The following is an 18,645-nucleotide window of genomic DNA, read 5'->3' as shown; positions in this document are numbered from 1 at the left end:
TTCTGGTTGAGGATGTTCTAGGGACTCTACTGTTTCGACAACGAGCAGATTTTCGACAACCGGTTCTGGTTGAGGATGTTCTAGGGACTCTACTGTTTCGACAACGAGCAGATTTTCGACAATCGGTTCTGGTTGAGGATGTTCTAGGAACTCTACTGTTTCAACAACCGGTTCTGGTTGAGGATGTTCTAGGGACTCTACTGTTTCGACAACGAGCAGATTTTCGACAACCGGTTCTGGTTGAGGATTTTCGATCGACTCTTGTCTTTGTACAATTTCCAGAAAAGCTGCCACTGGTTGCATTCCTGGTTCTAAATCGCTTATTTCCTCTGGTGTTTCTGCAATTGGTTCGGATTCTGGTTGAGAATAGTCGAGCGACTCTTGGCTTTCGACAATCGGTTCTGGTTGAGGATTTTCGAGGGACTCTACTGTTTCGACAACGAGGAGAGTTTCGACAATCGGTTCTGGTTGAGGATGTTCTAGCGACTCTTGCGTATCTGAAACTTCCAGATTTTCGACAATCGGTTCTGGTTGAGGATGCTCGATCGACTCTTGCGTATCTGAAATTTCTAGAGTTTCGACAATCGGTTCTGGTTGAGGATGTTCGATCGACTCTTGCGTATCTGAAATTTCTAGAGTTTCGACAATCGGTTCTGGTTGAGGATGTTCGATCGACTCTACGGTTTCTGTAACTGCTTCTGATTCTGGTTGAGGATACTCGATCGACTCTTGCCTATGTGAAACTGGCAGATATTCCACAATCGGTTGGGATTCTGATTGATGAGCATCCGCGATCGTCGGTTGCGATTGGGATTGATGAGCATCCGCGATCGAGTCTTGAATTTCTGCTGCTTCTTGCAGATTTCGAGCGACCTCCGGTTCGCTGTGAACCAGATTTTCTTCGGGTTTCTTTTCAGCCGCTGTCAGCCTTAAAAACACATCTTCCAGAGTAGCGCGAGAGCGGCGCATTTCGCAGAGTCCAAATCCAGAGGCGATGATAGCTGCTGCAATTTCTCGTCCCGGTTCTGTTTCCGGTTCGCACAACGCCCGCAGGCGGTAGCGACTCACTAAAAATTGCTGGCTGGGAATCAATTCGACCGATCGAACTCCCGGCAAATTGTCCAAAGAAGGCAACAGCAGACTGTTTACCAAATCCGCCTCGCCTTCAACTTCGAGATCGTAACCCTCGGAGAGGGCCAACTCTCCCATCAAATTGTCGGGAGTACCCGCAGCGGCGATTTTACCGCGATTGATGATGGTAACGCGGTTGCAAGTCATGCTGACTTCCGGCAGGATGTGCGTGGAAAGGATGATTGTGTGCTGGCCGCCAAGACTTTTGATTAAATTGCGGACTTCGATGATTTGTCGGGGGTCGAGCCCGACGGTTGGTTCGTCTAAGATAATGACGGGCGGGTCGTGGACGATCGCCTGAGCGATACCAACGCGCTGACGAAATCCTTTAGAAAGCTTGCGGATTAAAACTTTGCGTTTATCAACCAGGCCGCAGCGTTCGATCGCGGAGGTAACTTGTCGCGCGCGGTCGCCCGCCGACACTTGCTTAATCCTGGCCACAAAAAACAGAAACCCTTCCACAGTCATTTCTGGATAAAGTGGCGGGTTTTCCGGCAGATAGCCGATGCGCTGTCTGACTCCCATCGAGTTTTCGTGAACGTCGAGGCCGGCGATGCGGGCCGTACCGCTGGATGCCGGCAAATATCCCGACAAAATCCGCATGGTTGTGGTTTTGCCGGCACCGTTGGGTCCCAAAAAACCCAGAATTTCTCCTGATTCGACCGAAAAAGACACGTCCGCGATCGCTGCGGTCGAACCGTAAGTTTTGCTTAAGTGTTCTACTTCAATCATTTGTCAGAAGTCACGCGATTTTAGATTTTAGATTGACTTTACCAGTTGCGCGCTGTGCGCCTTACCCTGTCATCACAGCCGGTCGATCGAATTTATGGCGCAAATCTTAATGTGATTTTGTCTTCCAGTGTAGTCCTGCAAGAACCAAATCTATCATAAGTGTCGATCTTACTTTGAAGCGAGACGCTAGTAGTAGGGTGCGGAGCGCGGAAAAGATTAGCCGATGTGCATCGAATCGCTACCAACTGACGCACCCTACCAGTAGAGTCTGTGCCTGACCGAACCCTCAACTAGCTGCCTTCGCTACAGACGCGGGGCTGCTTCTCGGTTGAGTTCGGCATTAAAAACAATCACAAATTGAGCATTGGGGATTAACTGCCGGATAATCCGCAGATAGCCGTCAGCATCGGAATGTCTCAAGAAATGGGCTACAGTGATTCGCTGCATATTGGGAAGCAGGCGAACAACCAACCACTTGTTGAGGCGGTCTTTATAAGGCATAATTAAGTTTGTCTCCACTTATAGTGTTGGAGCCAAAGCCAGTTCAATGCTTGTCGAGGGCGCGGACTGGCTTTTGACTTTTTTCAGGCTGGGTATCCAGGGTTCCTAATTCCATAGAAGGCTAGAGAAATTAGGTTATTTATAAGCATTATTTCTACCAAGTTTTTTATATCGAGTCAATAGTTATTTACAAAAATTGTTTAAAATAATCAACTAAATATAGTCAACTGACTGTAGATATTCAGTTGACTGTATACAGTCAACTGAATACATACAGTCAACTGAATGAGGGATAGATAATGACGCTGGGGCAAAAGCTAAGAATACGACGCGAAAGTTTAAATTTAACTCGCATACAAGTGGCAAGAGCGTGTAAAGTTGTGCAGTCAACGGTCATCAACTGGGAGACAGACAGACACGTCCCCAAGCTATACCCAGCACAGATGAAAGCCCTGTGCGACTTATTGAAGTTCACGATCGAAGATTTAGTAGTTTAGCTTGGGCAGTTAAGATAAAGTAGGTTGGACAATCGCGCTTTTTTGCAGAGAGGGCGATCGCTTTCTATTTGGATTACTGCTGCTGAAATTGAGCCAACAACCAAGCCCCTACCTGTGCTTGATCTTCAGTGCGACTCCGCCGCAAAGCCTCTTCCAACACAGCAATAGTTAATCCCGGCAAAACTTCCGATTGAACGATCCGCCGACTGCCATTATCAGCAATAATAGCAAAGGCAATAATTTGAGATTTCTGCACGTCTAGTACCCAATATTCAGCGACTTTTAACTCTTCATAAAGCAACCGTTTTTCACCGATATCATCAGCCAAAGTTGAGTCAGCAACTTCTATGACCAAATCTGGCGGTGGGGTAACGTCAAGACTTGCGATCGAACTTCCACTCGGTGCTAATTGCGCTCTTTCTCCAATATAGTATGATACATCCGGTTGACACTCTCGCACTCCAGTTTTCCGGTAGCTACAGTTATCCAATCCGTTAAGAGAAATACCTTTAATAGTACAAAATAGATTAATTGCGAAAAGTGCGATCGCATTATCTCGTGAATGATCGGGCCCTACCGACATAGTTTCAATCCTCATTTGTCCGTTGCGGTAATAGCATTTGGCTTTACTGTAAGCTGGGTCATCTGCCATCGCGATGAATTCTTCCCATGTTGCTGCTACCCAGATATCAGTTGGCAATTTAGTCTTTAGTCCACTCATTTTTTTATCCCAAATATCTCGATCGTATAACACCACTCAATTAAACTTAAACCGCCCTCTTTCTTCTCCTCCTTCGCGCCCTTCGCGCCTTCGCGGTTCGTAAAAAAAAATCTCAACTCCTTTTCCAAATCTTAATTTCCCCCAACCAACCCGCACTAACAATAGTCTTGCCATCTGCACTAATCGCCACAGCACTAACATAGCCAGAATGCCCGCTCAAATTCCCCCTCAAATCCCCCGATCGCACATCCCAAAGCCTCACACTCTTATCCCAACTCCCAGTAACCAGCGTAGTGCCATCCCGACTGAAAGCCACCGACCAAACCCCGTCAGTATGCCCGCTTAAACGCCGAATTAACTGCCCGTTTCCGGCATTCCACAACCCAACAGTGCCATTGCTGCTTCCCGCCGCTAAACTTTTGCCGTCGGGAGTAAAAGCTAGCGACAAAACAGCCAAGTTTTTGCCGCCAATCGTGCGAATTGCTTGACCTGTAGCTAAATTCCACAACCTAATTGAACCATCTTTGCTGCCGCTAGCTAAAACCCCCCCTAGCCCCCCCTTGCCAAGGGGGGGAATTGGAGGGGTGGGTGCGATCGCCACAGCATTCACTAAGCCCGAATGCCCGGTCAAAGTCCGCAGCAATTCCCCCGTTTTCGCATTCCAAATCTTAATCGTTTTGTCCCAACTGCCGCTGGCTACAAATTGACCGTCGGGACTGACGGCAACGCTCGAAACTGCATTGGAATGCCCGCTCAAAGTGCGTACAACCGCGCCAGTTTCTAAATTCCAAATTTTCACAGTTTTGTCGTCGCTGCCGCTAGCTAACACCTTGCCATCCGCACTCGCGCCCAGTGCGTTTACGGCTTCCGTGTGTCCTTGCAGGGTAGTTTTTAATTGCCCGCCGGGAAAATTCCAAACAGAGATTGTGCCGTTGCTATTTCCTGTGGCAAAATAAGTTGAAGCTAGGGCAACGGAACTGACAACTTCCGAAGGTCCTTTGAGGGTATTTGTAGCAGCAAAAGCGATCGCACTTGCTGGCCTGCGGGGCGCATTATTCGCTGGAGTTTTAGGGTTTCCGGCAGTAGGAGATTGGGGAACTACTGGCAGCGAAATAGTCGATCGCCATTTCATGAAAGTATTAATTTCTATCCCCGCCGCCACGATTTTATCAGAGTTATCCTCTAACCTGACAATGCCGTTAATTGCAACAAGTCGCCCCGCGTCATCGAGTACCGGCCCGCCGCTCATGCCCGCTCTCACTAAGTTATTGTATACCAAAGTATAACCGTTCCAGGGAGTTTGGCGGCCGGTAAGCTGACCTTCCGTGGCGATGAAAATCGGCTGTCTCAGAGAACCGCCGGATATCGGCCAGCCGGCCACATAAGCCTTGTTTCCCTTAGTTGCTGCGGAATTGGCTAATTGAGCCAGGGGGTAGCTTTGAGTGCTGCTGAAGGGCACGACCGCTAAATCCATCCCCGGCACTCGCCGCACGAGGCTGTAGTATACAGAGTGAGCTTTGCCGTCCGGAGTTACAACCTGGTAATCGCCGGCTTTATCGACAACGTGCCAGTTTGTGAGAATATAGTATGTGCTGCCCTGTTTTTCTAAAATTACTCCCGAACCGCCTTTTGGCCCCTGGATGCGAACAGTAATTTCTTTAGCGACGGTTTTAACTTTGTCGGCGGTTAATGCGAGGGCAATTTGAGGTGATGTCAGTGGGATGAGGGCGATCGAACTCAGGGCGATCGTAGCACTCAAAATAGCCGGAATTGTTCTGCTGTAATTCATTATTGTGTAAATTTAACATACCCACATATCAACTGACGGATAACTTTTCCGGTTTGTGGCATCTGGAGGGTTGACAACGCTAAAACGCCTGCGCGATCGAACTTTCGACATTCGCACAAGCCTAAAAATATTTGACACAGCCCTCTGGCTAGCAGAAAAATTTAGAATCGGGGACCACAAATAGACTCAACCATAGCAACTGGCTTATCTCTATTTTTTTCTCGGCAAACGATACTTTGAGCCATACGCTGGTCGGAATAATACCCATTAGCCATCCAGCCGAGGGGTGCGCCTGCGATGGCGCCGACTCCTAAACCAGTGATCAGGCTCCAAACAAGATGCTTTCTGGCGAGCGGGTTTTGTTGCATAAAAATTTATCCTAAACACTTAACCTTAGCAAAAATACCACAAATAAAATTTACTGTCTTCCTCCTATTTACTTATTTCCTAAGAAGTAACCCATACTAAGTAGGGTGCGCAATGCGCACCTTACCGAGTATGTAGGGTGCGGAAGTTTATGCTAAATCAAACAGCAAAAATTCCGCATCTTCCGCCGCGTCAATCACCACCTCAGCCTCATCGCTAACCGCCGCAGCGTCGCCATTTTCTAAAGCCAAACCGTTGAGCAAAACCGAGCCGCGAGCAACTTGCACCCAAGCATGGCGATTCGGCCCCAAAGCATGAGAAACCCGCGAGTTTTTATCCAAAACAGCCGCATACAAATCCACATCTTGATGCACTTTCACAGCACCATCTCTCGCATCTCGCGCCGCCACTAAGCGCAGTTTTCCGCGCCTTTCTGCTAGGGGAAAATCCCGCTGCTCGTAACTGGGTGATAAGCCTTTTGTATCGGGTAAAAGCCAGATTTGCAGCAAATGAACCGGGTCTGTTTGCGAGTGATTGAACTCGCTGTGCTGGATGCCCGTACCCGCAGTCATCCGCTGCACTTCACCGGGTTTAATCACTGCACCAGTACCCAAACTGTCCTTGTGTTCTAATGCTCCTTCCAGTACATAAGTAATGATTTCCATGTCGCTGTGCCCGTGAGTGCCGAAACCTCTGCCAGGGCTAACGACATCCTCATTAATTACCCGCAAAGAGCGAAAATTCATATAATTTGGATCGTAATAGCCAGCAAAAGAAAATGTGTGGTAACTGTCCAGCCAACCGTGATTAGCGTGTCCTCTTGCTTCACTTTTTCTAACGGTAATCATTTTCTGAATCCTCAGTGAAATTTATCGGGTGTTTCTGTGATGTTTTTATTTTAAACCGAGTTAAGTTATTATGGGTAGTACGCACTTAAAAGTACGGTACTTACCAAAAAGATACTATGCAAGTCCAAGAAGTAAAAGTCGATCGAGCAAATTGCCCTGTAGAACGAACTCTAGAGGTGATTGGCGGGCGCTGGAAAGTCTTGATTCTGCGGGAGTTGTTTCAAGGAGTGAAGCGTTTTAACGAGCTGCAACGATCTGTCAACGGCATTACTCAGAAAATGCTGACGCAGCAACTGCGCGAAATGGAATCAGACGGGATTGTGCACCGGGAAATTTACCTGCAAGTTCCGCCGAAAGTTGAATATTCGCTAACGCCTGTGGGCGAAAGTCTCAAACCGATTATTGATAGTATGCACGAATGGGGAATTAAGCATATTAGCGAAGAGCGAAAATGAGCGGTTTCTAGATGGTTTTTTTCCATCTTCCGACTGATGTCAGTTTTTCAACCTAATCCAACAATAATAATATGAACAAAATAGAGCGTCTCGCCACCCTCAACCGCATCCGCAAACTCAGCCGCCTGATGGATACCGCCATTGGCATCCCCGGCACTAAATTTCGCATTGGTTTAGATCCCATTATCGGTTTAGTTCCGGGTGCTGGGGATATCGTAGATACCGCGTTTTCCGCATACCTAATTTACTTAGCAACTCAATTCAACATCCCCCAAAAAACTCTAGGGAAAATGATTTACAATATCGGTCTAGAAGCCGTTCTGGGTTCAGTACCTTTAGTCGGAGATATCTTCGATGCTTTTTATAAATCAAACATGAGAAATCTTGCGCTTTTAGAAGCACACCTCGAAGCAGTTGAACCCGACCTAGCCGCAGTTGCAGAACCGATTCCTGAATCCATTAAACGGTAGGGGCGGGTTTCACAAACAATAATTGTAAATAACCAACAATCTCTCAAACCCGCCCCCACCCAAGGAGAAATCCTCGCAGAGATTTTTGATATTTAAACGGTAGGGGCGGGTTTTACAAACAATAATTGCAAATAACCAACAATCTCTCAAACCCGCCCCCACCCAACGAAAAATCACAATATACATTTTCCGCATTCGATTCAAATTTAATGTTGATGTGGGTTATTTGTTGTGGGGGGCGGGTTGATCTAGATTTTTCGTACTGGTCAGATATTATTCGTAAAACCCGCCCCTACGAAATAATCACTGTTTCGTTTAACCGCTTCCACCAAAGCAATAACATCCGCTTCCAGAGTATTAAAAGTCGTTACCAGTCTAACCGTACATTTATCCCACCGATAAAACAGAAAACCCTCAGCTAGAACCGCTGTAATTACCGAGTCTGGAAGTTGAATAAAAATCTCGTTGGCTTCAACCCGATGGCAAAAATTCGCTCCCTCAACTCCTGCCAAACCTTGGGCTAAGTTGGCTGCCATATTATTTGCATGAGCCGCATTGTTCAGCCACAAATCATCCGTTATATACGCTTCCAACTGCGCCGACAAAAACCGCATTTTCGAGAAAAGATGCCCGCTGCGCTTGCGGTAAAAAGGGAAAGTCTTTGCTAATTCTCGATTAAAAAAAACCACAGCTTCCGCACCCATCGCGCCGTTTTTTGTCGCTCCAAACGATAGAATATCCACACCTGCGCGCCAAGTGACATCCGCCGGAGAACAGCCCAAACTGATAACAGCATTGGCAAAGCGGGCTCCATCCATGTGCAGGTGCAAATTATGAGCGCGAACCACTTCCGAAATGTGGGAAATTTCCGCTGGATTGTAGACTGTGCCGGCTTCCGTTGCTTGAGTGATGCTGACGGCTGCGGGTTGTACGTGATGGACGACACCTGCACCAGCGCGATCGAGCATTTTTCCTAAAGTCTCTGCCTCTATTTTAGCATGATTTCCTGTTACTGTCACTAACTTTGCACCGCCTGTAAAAAACTCCGGCGCGCCGCATTCATCTACATTAATATGAGATTCCCCGTGACAGTAAACAGCCCCGTAAGGAGGAGTCACAACCGCAAGGGCCAGAGCATTAGCAGCGGAACCGGTTGCTACAGGAAAAACAGTCACCGATGTCTCGAACAAGTCCGAAAATTTAACTTGCAAACGCTGCGTATATTCATCATCTCCGTAAGACATCGCAGCACCGCAATTAGCCGCTGCTATCGCAGCCATAATCTCCGGCGAAACCCCGGTTGCATTGTCGCTACAAAAATTCATTAGAATAATTGGTAAATAGAATCTATAATATAACTCAACACTCAACAGTCAACACTCAAGCATTAAACGAAGAGGAAGAATTATGGCAGAATACCGCCAAATAGAATACCGCATCGGCAAAGACGGTAAAATTACCGAAACCGTCCTCAACGCCACAGGTTCGAGTTGCACCGAAACCACTGCGGGAATTGAAAAAGCCCTCGGAAAAGTAGAATCTCAAGACTTGCTGCCAGAATACTACCAAGGCGAAGAAAATTTGGTCGTTGAACAAACGCAGACTTTAAAACAAGTTTAGAAGAGTTAAAGATGTTTGATCTCGTCGGTGCAACAGTTGATGTAACAACAGTGCCTGCCTTCAGCATCGCACTAGGTGTCGGGGGCATTTTTCTAATTTTAGTCTACCTTTATGCTGCATCTGAGGCGGGAGATGCGATCGAGTTTAAGTACGATACAATTCTGCGGGAACGCATGAATCAACTAGACATTCTCGATTGGCAAGATTTAGGCGCAAAAGCAGGCTTAAGTCGCTACGCGGTGCGTTTAGTGCGGCAGGGAGACGTGGGAAAACTCACGCTAGACCAACTGAGGCGACTGGCAACAGTGCTGAATTTGAATTTTCAAGAGTTCGATCGCACTTTGAGCGCGCTGCCAATATCGGCTACAATCACAACTAATCCCACCGAAATTGAAGAATTGAGGCAGCAGTGTTTCCGGCTGCGAGAAGAACTGCAGCAGCAAAAAGCTCAACTAACTGCCGATTTTCGCCGCGCTACCTTTGAACAGTTGCAAACTTTGTTAACTAACTATCCCGCCGCCCGCAAAATGGCAGAAGCCAAGCCGGATATGCCCGCCAAAAATCTCTCAGCTTTGTTTACTCCCTTAGAAAATCTCTTGTCAAGCTGGGATTTTCAAACAATCGGTTCTGCCTGGGAACAAACTGCTTACAATCCGCAGTTGCACCAGCCGGATGTTGAGGATATAACAGAAGGAGAATTAGTTTATATTCGGTTTGTCGGCTATCGGGAGGGAGAGCGAATTATTACTCCTGCTAAAGTTAGCCGCACCCTTCCAGGTGGCATAAAAAATTAAGTAAGGGGCGCAATGCGACCCTACAAATAGAGTAGATGCGTAAGTCCTATAAACTTAGCTGCACCACCCAGGGCCGCATGAAAAATTAAATCTAAAATCTAAAATCTAAAATCTAAAATCACCATGACTATACTTGCAATTGACTTCGGCACCAGCAACACGGTTGTCTGCATTCTCAACCCGGATACGCAAACACCAGAAACTTTGAGATTGGGCGAGATGTCCCGCATTTTTAAAACGAAGAATTTGAGCGGAGATGTTCGAGAAATATCTGTAGTGCCGACTTTAGTTTTTGTGAACAAGGCGGGAGAGTTGCTGGTGGGAGAAAAAGTGCGATCGCAGCGTTTGGGGCAATCCCAGCCCGACCGTTTATTCAAAGCTTTTAAACGCAATTTAGCTGCCGACTTTCAGCCGCCCCCCCGCAATATCGACGGCGACACCTACACAGCCGAATCAGTAGCAGAACATTTTATCAAAACTATTTGGAAACAATTATATTTACAAAATATACAGCCAGAAAAAGTAATTTTTACAGTACCAGTCGGAGCATTTGAGCGATATCTAGATTGGTTTCGCGACTTAGGAGAAAATTTGGGAGTTGCGGAAATTCAGGTAATAGATGAATCCACAGCCGCCGCCCTGGGATATGCAGTAAAACGCCCCGGCTCTCTAGTTTTAGTAGTTGATTTTGGCGGGGGAACTTTAGATTTAAGTTTAGTTCGTACTGCTGTAACTCCCCCCTTACCCCCCCTTACCAAGGGGGGGAGAAATCTCGCTCCCCCCCGAAGCTTGGGGGAGAGAAATCTCGCTCCCCCCCGAAGCTTGGGGGAGAGAAATCTCGCTCCCCCCTTTGACAAGGGGGGGCTGGGGGGGGTGCGTGCCGAAGTGTTGGCAAAATCCGATGCTTATGTCGGCGGCGAAGATATTGACATCTGGATTGTGGAAGATTATTTGCGGCAAATTGGTTCGTCGCGGGCAGAAGTCGGCCCAGTTGGCTGGCAAAATTTATTAGAAATAGCGGAAAGATTAAAGATTCAACTTTCTCAAGTTAATGAGGCTAAGGAAAGTTGGTTGGACGATGAAAATTTTATGTCTTACGACTTGCAGCTAAACCGAGAGAAGCTTGAGGAAATTCTGGAATCTAGGCAGTTGTTAGAACAGTTGCGACAAGCTTTAGATGAAGTGCTGAGCATTGCACAGGGAAAAGGTATCTGCAAAGCAGATATCGAACAGGTTTTGCTGGTAGGAGGAACTTCTCTAATTCCGGCTGTATCTAATTTAGTGGTTTCGTATTTTGGGCGGCAAAAAGTCAAAACAGACAAGCCTTTTGAAGCTGTAGCGCACGGTGCTTTAGCGTTGACACAATTAGCGAGTGTTGACGATTATTTGCGCCACAGCTATGCAATTCGCCTCTGGGAACCTTATGCTAAAGCTTATGATTATTCGCCGATATTTAGCAAGGAAATGAAGTATCCCTGTCAAAGTTCCGAAGAGTTGACGCTGCAAGTGGCAATTGAAGGGCAAAGGGAAATTCGGTTAGATATTGGGGAAGTTGCGGAGGTATCGCAAGCGGAGGTTATTTTTAATGAAAAAGGGCAAATGACGAGCAGCTTGCTCAACAAACAGACGGATTTTCGGTCTCTGGAAAGCCACCACCAGCAGGTTTGCGTAGCGCATTTGAATCCGCCCGGGGTATTGGGAATTGACAGGGTTTCGGTGAGTTTTGAGGTGGACCAGAGGCGGGTTTTGTTGGCGACGGTGCGGGATTTGGTGACGGGTAAGGTGTTGGTGGAAAAAGGGGCGATCGCCAAACTGCAATAATGGTAAAATCTCAAGTAGCCTCGGTAATTTGTAGTTAATTTAAGGACTTTTAAAATGTCATATAGTGAATTTACTACCATCACCAAAGTGCGTGCAGCATTTAACCTCACTGTTAATGAAAAAACAGTTTTGTTTGCAGATGTAGAATCAATTGCACCTAGCGACTATCTCAAAACAACCCTAGCAGAATATATCCCTCTCGCCAATGCTATCAATACTGAAAAAGCTCGATCCGAGTTAATTATTGCTCCCGTATTATTAGAAGTACGGCGCATTTTAAACTTCCAAATAGGCTTTTTTTCCGGTACAGAATTTAACCCAGATCCAGAAAGCGGACTTAGCGGCTATTGCGATTATATCCTCACCGCATCCAGCGATTTGTACGAAATCCGAACACCAGTTGTCACCTTAGTAGAAGCCAAAAATGAAAACATCAAAAACGGATTAGGACAGTGTATTGCTGAAATGTTGGGAGCCCAGCGATTCAATCAACAGCAAAATGATGAAATTGAGGCGATTTACGGAGGTGTTACCACGGGAAATGCTTGGAAGTTCCTCAAATTGGTAAATCAAACAGCTTTTATTGACTTGAACGATTATTATATTAACGAAGTTGACAAAATTCTCGGAATTTTAACAAAACCTTTACGCAAAGACTAAAAACCACAATTGAAATCAAATTTATGCCGGCATGAAAAAGCAACAAAATAAATTCAGCCACCTGACGGCAATCGAAAGAATTTATCTGTCATTTCCGGCAAGATTTTTATTGGATAAAAACTTGCTGCAAGGCAAAGTCTTAGATTTTGGGTGCGGCTTGGGCAGCGATGTGAGATTGTTGCAGCAAAAAGGCTTCGATATTACGGGTTATGACCCTTATTATTTCCCGGAATTCCCCGAAGATAAATTCGACACAATCATTTGCTTTTATGTTTTGAATGTTTTGTTTCCTGAAGAACAAGCTAATGTCCTGATGGAAGTGTCGCACCTGTTGAAACCGGGAGGGCATGCGTATTTTGCGGTGAGAAGGGATATCAAAAAAGAAGGCTTTCGAGAACATTATGTCCACAAAAAACCTACATATCAGTGCATTGTCAAACTTCCATTTAAGCCAGTTCACCTAGATGAGTATTGCGAAATATACAAATACGTGCATTACAACCATCAAAGAAATTCTACTAATAACTGCATATTCTGCAATCCGTATAAAAACCTAATTTTGCTAACTGAATCAGCAACAGCTTATGCGATATTTGACGGTTATCCAGCCAGCAAAGGTCATGTTTTAATCATCCCCAAGCGTCACGTTGCCAATTATTTTGAACTGCCGTTTCGAGAGCAATCGGCTTGCTGGTTTATGGCTAATAAGGTGCAAGAAATGTTAAGTAAAAAGTTTCATCCTGACGGGTTTAATGTGGGAATAAATATTAATAAACAGGCTGGTCAAAGTCGCACTCACACGGCTATTCATGTTATCCCCCGTTACAATGGCGATGCGGCTGGGAATAAAGGCGGAATTAGGTATGTGATTCCCAAGAGTGAAAAATAAAAGTTAGCTAATTGTGAAAGGAATTATTTTTTACCGCAGAGGCGCAGAGAACACAGAGGAATAGAGAAGAGAGGACTTTATAATTTGTGTAAGAATTGTTATATTTGAGCAAACGGCGAGCAAAATAGAGTTAAAATGTGTTTGCAAGGTCTAAAACTACACATTAGCAGCAATTTGGTGTTCTGTTTATGTCTAAGCGCAAAAAGCAAGAATGGCTCAAGGAAACCCTAGAGCTCAAAGAAGACCACAATTGGAAGTCAAAGCCTGGAACTCGAATTTTTGTAGCAGGAAGAGGTGCAGTCCGCTTTGATGTCCCGGAAGATTGGCATTTTGAACCGGATACTAAGTCGTTCCGGTTTACGGATAAAAAGCCGCCGGATGATGATTGTTGTTTGGAGGTTTCGTTTAATTTGCTACCACCTGGTAACTGGGCAGATTTTCCGCTGGTGCCGCTATTACAGAAGGTGGTTGAAGATGATACGCGAAATCCGATCGCTCCTGGGGACATTATCCAATTAAAGCGGCAAACTGCCCGCATTGTTTGGACTGAATTTAAGTTTATCGACCCTCCAGAACAGCGGGAAGCTTATTCGCGAATCTGTATTGGATTGGGTTCTAATGTTCAGTGTTTGATTACTTTTGATTACTGGGTTGACGATGCAGAGCGTTTGACTCCTGTCTGGGATACGGTGATGGATTCGTTAGTTCTGGGTTTGTTTATTAGCGACCCTCGAACGGGGTTCGCACGTCCAGACTAGACCGATTTTCTGGGAAACTTTCAACCACTAATTTTGCTAAGTGTTGGATTGGCAAGCCACCTGTCAGTAAATTTAGAACCTACATTAAACTTTACAACCGCTTTGCCATGAAAATATCTGGCTTGCCAATTCCGTTCGCGTCGGGCATCACTCCCACGATCGCAAAACCCATTTTTTGATAAAATTCGTAGGGATGACCGCGCAAATTTCTAATTTTGGCGATGTGTTCCCAAACGTTAGGATAAAGATTGATGCCTGAAAGAGTGGTTTGATTGTCTTCGTCGTCGGTACCCACCCACAGCACGATCCCTCCCCGGTTTTTAGCTTCTGTGGCTAAATCAGCTACGAGCGATCGACCAATTCCTTGTCTGCGAAATTCTGTTCTCACTACCAGCGGGTGCAGTTCCCAAACATTACCGTCATACTGTTTAATCCCGCCAATCCATCCCAAAACTTGATTGCTGTCGCCGACAGCAATTCGACTGATGCGATCGGCTCCTAAAGATTCTTGCACTTCTTGCAAAGCAGATTTTAGATCGGGCCAAGCATCGGGCCAATGCTCTTTAAAACCTTCAACTATTAATCTAGCTACCTGTTGAATTTTTGGCTCGTCAACCGCACGCAAATCTGTAATTTGTACGTTCATGAATTTACATACTAAATCAAGGATTACGGACTAATACGCTCACAAACTGGATTTTATAACCTGGGAAACGGCAAAAATGAAATATTATTCATAGTCTTCAGGCTCCTTATGTTCCCAAAGCGATAAGTTATTATTGAAAACTTGCGTGAAGCGAAGCTATCGGGCTCTTAATCGCCCGTTAGCGTTAGCGAAGCGATCCGAAGGAAAGCCCTCGAAGAGGATCGCCAATTCCCCGCAAAATACTAACACAAGTGCCGTACAATTATCCCACCATCCGGCATCAACCAACCTGCTAACCCCATGCTTTGCGATTACCTGGTACAAATCCTCACCGCCCGCGTCTACGATGTTGCTCAAGAAACAGCCCTAGAAGTAGCCCCGAATCTATCAGCACGGCTCAACAATAAACTTTTGCTGAAGCGAGAGGATATGCAGTCGGTGTTTTCCTTCAAGCTGCGGGGTGCGTATAACAAAATGGCGCAACTGTCGCCGGATTTGCTAGCACAAGGTGTCATTGCAGCTTCCGCCGGCAACCACGCCCAAGGAGTCGCCCTCGCCGCCCGCCACCTGGGAACTCGCGCGATTATCGTCATGCCCGTAACGACGCCGCAGGTGAAGGTAAATGCGGTGATATCCCGGGGTGGAGAGGTAGTTTTGCATGGGGATACCTACGACGATGCCTACGCCTTTGCGCGCCAATTAGAGGCGGAAAAAGGTTTAACTTTTATTCACCCTTTTGATGACCCGCACGTAATTGCGGGACAGGGTACGATCGGCATGGAAATTCTGCGGCAACATCAAAAACCAATTCACGCGATTTTTGTGGCTATTGGCGGCGGCGGATTGATTTCGGGAATTGGGGCCTATGTCAAGCGGTTGCGGCCGGAAATTAAGATTATTGGCGTCGAACCCATCGATTCCGATGCAATGAATCAATCGCTGAAAGCGGGTAAACGGGTGCGTTTGTCGCAGGTGGGTTTATTTGCTGATGGCGTTGCTGTGCGGGAAGTGGGGGAGGAAACTTTTCGGCTGTGTCAGGAGTATGTGGATGAGATTATTTTGGTGGATACGGATGATGTTTGCGCGGCGATTAAGGATGTTTTTGAAGATACGCGATCGATCTTAGAACCTGCTGGTGCTTTGGCGATCGCAGGTGCGAAAGCTTACGTGGAACGGGAACAAATCGCAGGACAAACATTAATTGCTGTTGCTTGCGGCGCGAACATGAATTTCGATCGGCTGCGTTTTGTAGCAGAAAGAGCTGAGTTTGGCGAACGCCGCGAAGCCATTTTTGCAGTCACAATTCCCGAACAACCGGGAAGTCTCCGCAGGTTTTGCGAATGTCTGGGCAAACGCAATTTAACTGAATTTAGCTATCGAATTGCAGATGAGAAAGAGGCACATATTTTTATCGGTGTACAAATTCAAAACCGTGCCGATGCGGTGAAGATAGCGGCAAGTTTTGAAGGTTGTGGATTCAAGACTTTGGATTTAACTGATGATGAATTAACGAAATTGCACGTGCGGCATATGGTGGGCGGGCGTTCGATGCTGGCCGATCATGAATTGTTTTATCGCTTTGAATTTCCCGAACGTCCGGGTGCGTTGATGAAGTTTGTCGGTTCGATGAGCCCTAACTGGAATATCAGCGTTTTTCACTATCGAAATAACGGCGCCGATTACGGGCGAATTGTGGTGGGAATTCAAGTACCGCCCGATGAGATGCAGGAATGGCAGGCTTTTTTGGATACGCTGGGCTATCAGTATGGGGATGAGAGTCAAAATCCGGCGTATAAGCTATTTTTAAGATAGTTTGGTTTGTGGTCTTGAAACAAATTAATATTTATGAACGTACTCAAAAAAATCTTGCCGTTTTTTTTGATGATTTTTGCTGTTGCTGTTGTGGCAGCAGTTGCACATTTTGCGATCGAACAACTTTCCAGCCCAGTCAGTTATTTTCAACCTGTGGATACCAGAGATGGTGCAGAGTTGTACAAAAAAGAACTACCCAACGGAAATCTGGCTTATTTGCAAGTTATTAACGTCCAAAAAATGCAAATAGACCAGCTAATTGGAGAGGTCGATCGGATGGCTTTCAATAAAGGATTGTATTATCATGGAGAAAACAAATATTACAGTCCTTTCTTTAAGAGCAAGTTATTCTCTGAAGTTACAGGTGAATACAAAAAGCTTTACGCTAACGGTGTTTTTTCCGTGATTAACTGTTCTTTTTTTGAACAATACGAACGCAGCACGCAGCTATCTTTTCCTATCAAATTTAACGGTCAAGTTATTACTGGCGGTAACGGCATCTACGGCCCCGTCAAGAAACCCAAAGATGGGCAGTATAAAAATGTTCGATTGAAAGCTTTGGTCTGGAACGATCGAGAAGCATATATCACAAATTACGAACCGCAAACCGGAACGCCATTGAATCAAAAACAAGTACAAAATGCAGTTGTTACTTACGAATACAAGCACCATCCAGCTAAACTCATATCTAAAAATCCCGCAAATAGGTATCACGTCATCGGTACGCTGGACAAAGATGGTCGCAAGGGTAACGAATTGCTGGCAATTATCACTGTTAATGAAGCGACATTAGACGCAGCAGCTAAGTTAATGCGAGAATTCGGAGTGAAAGGAGATATAGTGACGATCGACGGCGGACTCTCAACTTATCTATTCAATCCTAAAATCGGGGAGATTATGTTGCCTCAATCAAATAATATTGCCACTCGGGAACTGCCGCACTATTTAGGATTTAGGAATAGAAAGTCTCAGACAGCTTCACCAAAAATATTGGTGGCTCAACCAGCAGGAAAAGTGCAGGTGGAAGCAAATAAACCTTATTTGATTTTGTGGAGAGACAATATTCAGGATGAGGTCAAGATTGAGCTGTATCAAGAGAATAAGTCGGTTGAAACGATCGCCAACCGCGCGACTAGCGATGGGGTTTATGAATGGAAACCTAAGATTGCTGTAAAATCAGGGTCTTTGATTCGGATTTCAAGTGTTAAAAATGCTAAGGTGTCTGGGGCTTTGCAGTTGTGATTGTTGTTGGCAAAGAAATCTCATTGCGATCGCAAATTCCGCACATCATCAATACTGAGTCCGGTTGTTTGACTGATAGTTGCATCATCCAGGCGATCGAGCAATTGCCGCGCGATCGCCAGCTTTTCTGCTTGAACGGCTTGGAGTATAGCTCCTTGTTGGTCATAAATAAACATTTCTCGCCGTTCGAGATCCGCCAATTCATCGGGGGTTAAGTTCACTTGATTTGCGATGCCAAAGGCTTGATGAATCTCTGGAACGCTATCCATTACTGGCGGGACATCCGTTATCGTCCTCGCATATTTCATGAAATATATCCATTTATCCGCAAGCGTTTCTAGCTGGTCTACTTCTTTGGTGAATTTAGGAAGTTCTACAAATACCAACTCGATGTTATTATCGGTATAGAAGAGATTTGTGCTTGCTTCTTTGTAGATAAATCTCGAAATTAGCTGTTCGCTATTTGGAAACATCTCAAAATCAGTCAGTGTTAATGCAATCACGGGTTTGAGCATTCGGTAGCCTTCTCCTTTCTGCAATTGAAAGGCGTAAGTTTTGGCTGCGTTGTACAAAACTCTCTTGCCGAAGGACTCTACGTTTAATACCTGCATTTCAATAATGACTAGGGTACCATCGGCAAGTTTGGCTTTGACATCTAAATAAGTATCTTTCAAACCTTCGACTCTGGGCGGCAGGTTGGGGTTGATAATTTCTAAGTCTGCAATGGTAGGATTGCCATCGTAAATCATGGCGTTGAGAAAACTGATGAGAATGTCTTTGCTTTCTGAGGAGCCAAATATTTTTTTGAAGGCGTAATCGGTTTTGGGGTTGATGAATGTCATGGTGGGAATCGGGAATAACGATCGCTATTTCGATTCTATCATCGGCGCAAT

19 protein-coding genes are annotated in these 18,645 nt (G+C 45.7%); 11 read left to right on the top strand and 8 right to left on the bottom strand.

The annotated features are described in order from the left end of the window. Nucleotides 1-1,863 (bottom strand): ATP-binding cassette domain-containing protein (locus tag QUB61_RS39760; RefSeq protein ID WP_445300174.1); only part of this gene is annotated, 1,863 nt, incomplete at its 3' end. A 303-nt stretch (nt 1,864-2,166) separates the two neighbouring features. Further along, nucleotides 2,167-2,364: a hypothetical protein gene (locus QUB61_RS04550; protein WP_333124482.1), complete on the bottom strand. Its 198-nt coding sequence runs from the start codon at nt 2,362-2,364 to the stop codon at nt 2,167-2,169. Between the two features lie 299 nt (nt 2,365-2,663). On the opposite strand from QUB61_RS04550, the gene QUB61_RS04545 reads away from it, so the two are divergent. Next, on the top strand, nt 2,664-2,861 hold the full coding sequence (locus QUB61_RS04545; protein ID WP_333124479.1) for a helix-turn-helix transcriptional regulator: 198 nt from the start codon (nt 2,664-2,666) through the stop codon (nt 2,859-2,861). A 73-nt stretch (nt 2,862-2,934) separates the two neighbouring features. Here QUB61_RS04545 and QUB61_RS04540 read toward each other — a convergent pair whose 3' ends face one another. The 3 genes from QUB61_RS04540 to QUB61_RS04530 form a co-directional block, all read right to left on the bottom strand. After that, the gene (locus tag QUB61_RS04540) at nt 2,935-3,582 is read right to left on the bottom strand and encodes a Uma2 family endonuclease (protein WP_333124475.1); all 648 of its coding nucleotides are present in this window, start codon (nt 3,580-3,582) and stop codon (nt 2,935-2,937) included. Between the two features lie 112 nt (nt 3,583-3,694). After that, entirely contained in the window at nt 3,695-5,371 is a 1,677-nt protein-coding gene (locus QUB61_RS04535; protein ID WP_333124472.1) for a trypsin-like peptidase domain-containing protein, read from the bottom strand. Nucleotides 5,372-5,886: 515 nt separating this feature from the next. After that, nucleotides 5,887-6,585 (bottom strand): pirin family protein, encoded by a 699-nt coding sequence (locus QUB61_RS04530; RefSeq protein WP_333124469.1) that lies wholly within the window; start codon nt 6,583-6,585, stop codon nt 5,887-5,889. Nucleotides 6,586-6,701: 116 nt separating this feature from the next. On the opposite strand from QUB61_RS04530, the gene QUB61_RS04525 reads away from it, so the two are divergent. Further along, nucleotides 6,702-7,040 carry a helix-turn-helix domain-containing protein gene (locus QUB61_RS04525; RefSeq protein WP_333124466.1) on the top strand — a complete coding sequence of 113 codons (339 nt, stop codon included), beginning with the start codon at nt 6,702-6,704 and terminating at the stop codon, nt 7,038-7,040. 71 nt (nt 7,041-7,111) lie between these two features. Further along, complete coding sequence (locus QUB61_RS04520; protein WP_333124463.1) at nt 7,112-7,510, top strand: DUF4112 domain-containing protein; 399 nt, start codon at nt 7,112-7,114, stop codon at nt 7,508-7,510. 266 nt (nt 7,511-7,776) lie between these two features. On the opposite strand, the gene QUB61_RS04515 is transcribed toward QUB61_RS04520, so the two are convergent. Continuing rightward, nucleotides 7,777-8,835, bottom strand: a complete 1,059-nt coding sequence (locus QUB61_RS04515; protein ID WP_333124460.1) for a beta-eliminating lyase-related protein — start codon at nt 8,833-8,835, stop codon at nt 7,777-7,779. Between the two features lie 82 nt (nt 8,836-8,917). On the opposite strand from QUB61_RS04515, the gene QUB61_RS04510 reads away from it, so the two are divergent. From QUB61_RS04510 to QUB61_RS04485, 6 genes are all read left to right on the top strand, one after another. Continuing rightward, the gene (locus QUB61_RS04510) at nt 8,918-9,130 is read left to right on the top strand and encodes a DUF2997 domain-containing protein (protein ID WP_006633566.1); all 213 of its coding nucleotides are present in this window, start codon (nt 8,918-8,920) and stop codon (nt 9,128-9,130) included. Nucleotides 9,131-9,141: 11 nt separating this feature from the next. Further along, nucleotides 9,142-9,924: a helix-turn-helix transcriptional regulator gene (locus tag QUB61_RS04505; protein WP_333124457.1), complete on the top strand. Its 783-nt coding sequence runs from the start codon at nt 9,142-9,144 to the stop codon at nt 9,922-9,924. Between the two features lie 123 nt (nt 9,925-10,047). Then, nucleotides 10,048-11,745 (top strand): Hsp70 family protein, encoded by a 1,698-nt coding sequence (locus QUB61_RS04500; RefSeq protein WP_333124455.1) that lies wholly within the window; start codon nt 10,048-10,050, stop codon nt 11,743-11,745. Between the two features lie 54 nt (nt 11,746-11,799). Beyond that, nucleotides 11,800-12,405: a hypothetical protein gene (locus QUB61_RS04495; protein WP_332960102.1), complete on the top strand. Its 606-nt coding sequence runs from the start codon at nt 11,800-11,802 to the stop codon at nt 12,403-12,405. A gap of 31 nt (nt 12,406-12,436) precedes the next feature. Next, the gene (locus tag QUB61_RS04490) at nt 12,437-13,294 is read left to right on the top strand and encodes a bifunctional class I SAM-dependent methyltransferase/HIT family protein (protein ID WP_333124452.1); all 858 of its coding nucleotides are present in this window, start codon (nt 12,437-12,439) and stop codon (nt 13,292-13,294) included. 188 nt (nt 13,295-13,482) lie between these two features. Beyond that, the gene (locus QUB61_RS04485; protein ID WP_333124450.1) at nt 13,483-14,052 is read left to right on the top strand and encodes a hypothetical protein; all 570 of its coding nucleotides are present in this window, start codon (nt 13,483-13,485) and stop codon (nt 14,050-14,052) included. A 91-nt stretch (nt 14,053-14,143) separates the two neighbouring features. Here the strand turns inward: QUB61_RS04485 and QUB61_RS04480 are convergent, their stop codons facing one another. Then, nucleotides 14,144-14,698 (bottom strand): GNAT family N-acetyltransferase, encoded by a 555-nt coding sequence (locus tag QUB61_RS04480; RefSeq protein ID WP_333124448.1) that lies wholly within the window; start codon nt 14,696-14,698, stop codon nt 14,144-14,146. A gap of 279 nt (nt 14,699-14,977) precedes the next feature. Between QUB61_RS04480 and ilvA the strand changes: the two genes are divergently transcribed. Both ilvA and QUB61_RS04470 read left to right on the top strand, forming a co-directional pair. Beyond that, on the top strand, nt 14,978-16,510 hold the full coding sequence (gene ilvA, locus QUB61_RS04475; RefSeq protein WP_333124498.1) for a threonine ammonia-lyase, biosynthetic: 1,533 nt from the start codon (nt 14,978-14,980) through the stop codon (nt 16,508-16,510). A gap of 33 nt (nt 16,511-16,543) precedes the next feature. Further along, nucleotides 16,544-17,752 carry a hypothetical protein gene (locus QUB61_RS04470; RefSeq protein ID WP_333124445.1) on the top strand — a complete coding sequence of 403 codons (1,209 nt, stop codon included), beginning with the start codon at nt 16,544-16,546 and terminating at the stop codon, nt 17,750-17,752. Nucleotides 17,753-17,772: 20 nt separating this feature from the next. Here the strand turns inward: QUB61_RS04470 and QUB61_RS04465 are convergent, their stop codons facing one another. Next, a complete protein-coding gene (locus tag QUB61_RS04465; RefSeq protein WP_333124442.1) occupies nt 17,773-18,594 on the bottom strand; it encodes an Rpn family recombination-promoting nuclease/putative transposase in 822 nt (273 codons plus the stop codon). Nucleotides 18,595-18,645 lie beyond the last annotated feature (51 nt).

Origin of the sequence: Microcoleus sp. C2D2 (genome assembly GCF_036702495.1) — a bacterium.
In the GTDB taxonomy this organism is placed as follows: Bacteria; Cyanobacteriota; Cyanobacteriia; order Cyanobacteriales; family Microcoleaceae; genus Microcoleus.
This window is presented reverse-complemented; position numbering and strand designations above follow the sequence as displayed.

Excerpts from the sequence above, each read along its gene's own strand:
- QUB61_RS04535 (WP_333124472.1), bottom strand. The coding sequence starts at position 5,371 with ATGAATTACAGCAGAACAATTCCGGCTATTTTGAGTGCTACGATCGCC.
- QUB61_RS04485 (WP_333124450.1), top strand. The coding sequence starts at position 13,483 with ATGTCTAAGCGCAAAAAGCAAGAATGGCTCAAGGAAACCCTAGAGCTC.
- QUB61_RS04470 (WP_333124445.1), top strand. The coding sequence starts at position 16,544 with ATGAACGTACTCAAAAAAATCTTGCCGTTTTTTTTGATGATTTTTGCT.
- QUB61_RS04550 (WP_333124482.1), bottom strand. The coding sequence starts at position 2,364 with ATGCCTTATAAAGACCGCCTCAACAAGTGGTTGGTTGTTCGCCTGCTT.
- QUB61_RS04510 (WP_006633566.1), top strand. The coding sequence starts at position 8,918 with ATGGCAGAATACCGCCAAATAGAATACCGCATCGGCAAAGACGGTAAA.
- QUB61_RS04505 (WP_333124457.1), top strand. The coding sequence starts at position 9,142 with ATGTTTGATCTCGTCGGTGCAACAGTTGATGTAACAACAGTGCCTGCC.
- QUB61_RS04500 (WP_333124455.1), top strand. The coding sequence starts at position 10,048 with ATGACTATACTTGCAATTGACTTCGGCACCAGCAACACGGTTGTCTGC.
- QUB61_RS04520 (WP_333124463.1), top strand. The coding sequence starts at position 7,112 with ATGAACAAAATAGAGCGTCTCGCCACCCTCAACCGCATCCGCAAACTC.
- QUB61_RS04490 (WP_333124452.1), top strand. The coding sequence starts at position 12,437 with ATGAAAAAGCAACAAAATAAATTCAGCCACCTGACGGCAATCGAAAGA.
- QUB61_RS04465 (WP_333124442.1), bottom strand. The coding sequence starts at position 18,594 with ATGACATTCATCAACCCCAAAACCGATTACGCCTTCAAAAAAATATTT.
- QUB61_RS04530 (WP_333124469.1), bottom strand. The coding sequence starts at position 6,585 with ATGATTACCGTTAGAAAAAGTGAAGCAAGAGGACACGCTAATCACGGT.
- QUB61_RS04545 (WP_333124479.1), top strand. The coding sequence starts at position 2,664 with ATGACGCTGGGGCAAAAGCTAAGAATACGACGCGAAAGTTTAAATTTA.
- QUB61_RS04515 (WP_333124460.1), bottom strand. The coding sequence starts at position 8,835 with ATGAATTTTTGTAGCGACAATGCAACCGGGGTTTCGCCGGAGATTATG.
- QUB61_RS04495 (WP_332960102.1), top strand. The coding sequence starts at position 11,800 with ATGTCATATAGTGAATTTACTACCATCACCAAAGTGCGTGCAGCATTT.
- QUB61_RS04540 (WP_333124475.1), bottom strand. The coding sequence starts at position 3,582 with ATGAGTGGACTAAAGACTAAATTGCCAACTGATATCTGGGTAGCAGCA.
- QUB61_RS04525 (WP_333124466.1), top strand. The coding sequence starts at position 6,702 with ATGCAAGTCCAAGAAGTAAAAGTCGATCGAGCAAATTGCCCTGTAGAA.
- QUB61_RS04480 (WP_333124448.1), bottom strand. The coding sequence starts at position 14,698 with ATGAACGTACAAATTACAGATTTGCGTGCGGTTGACGAGCCAAAAATT.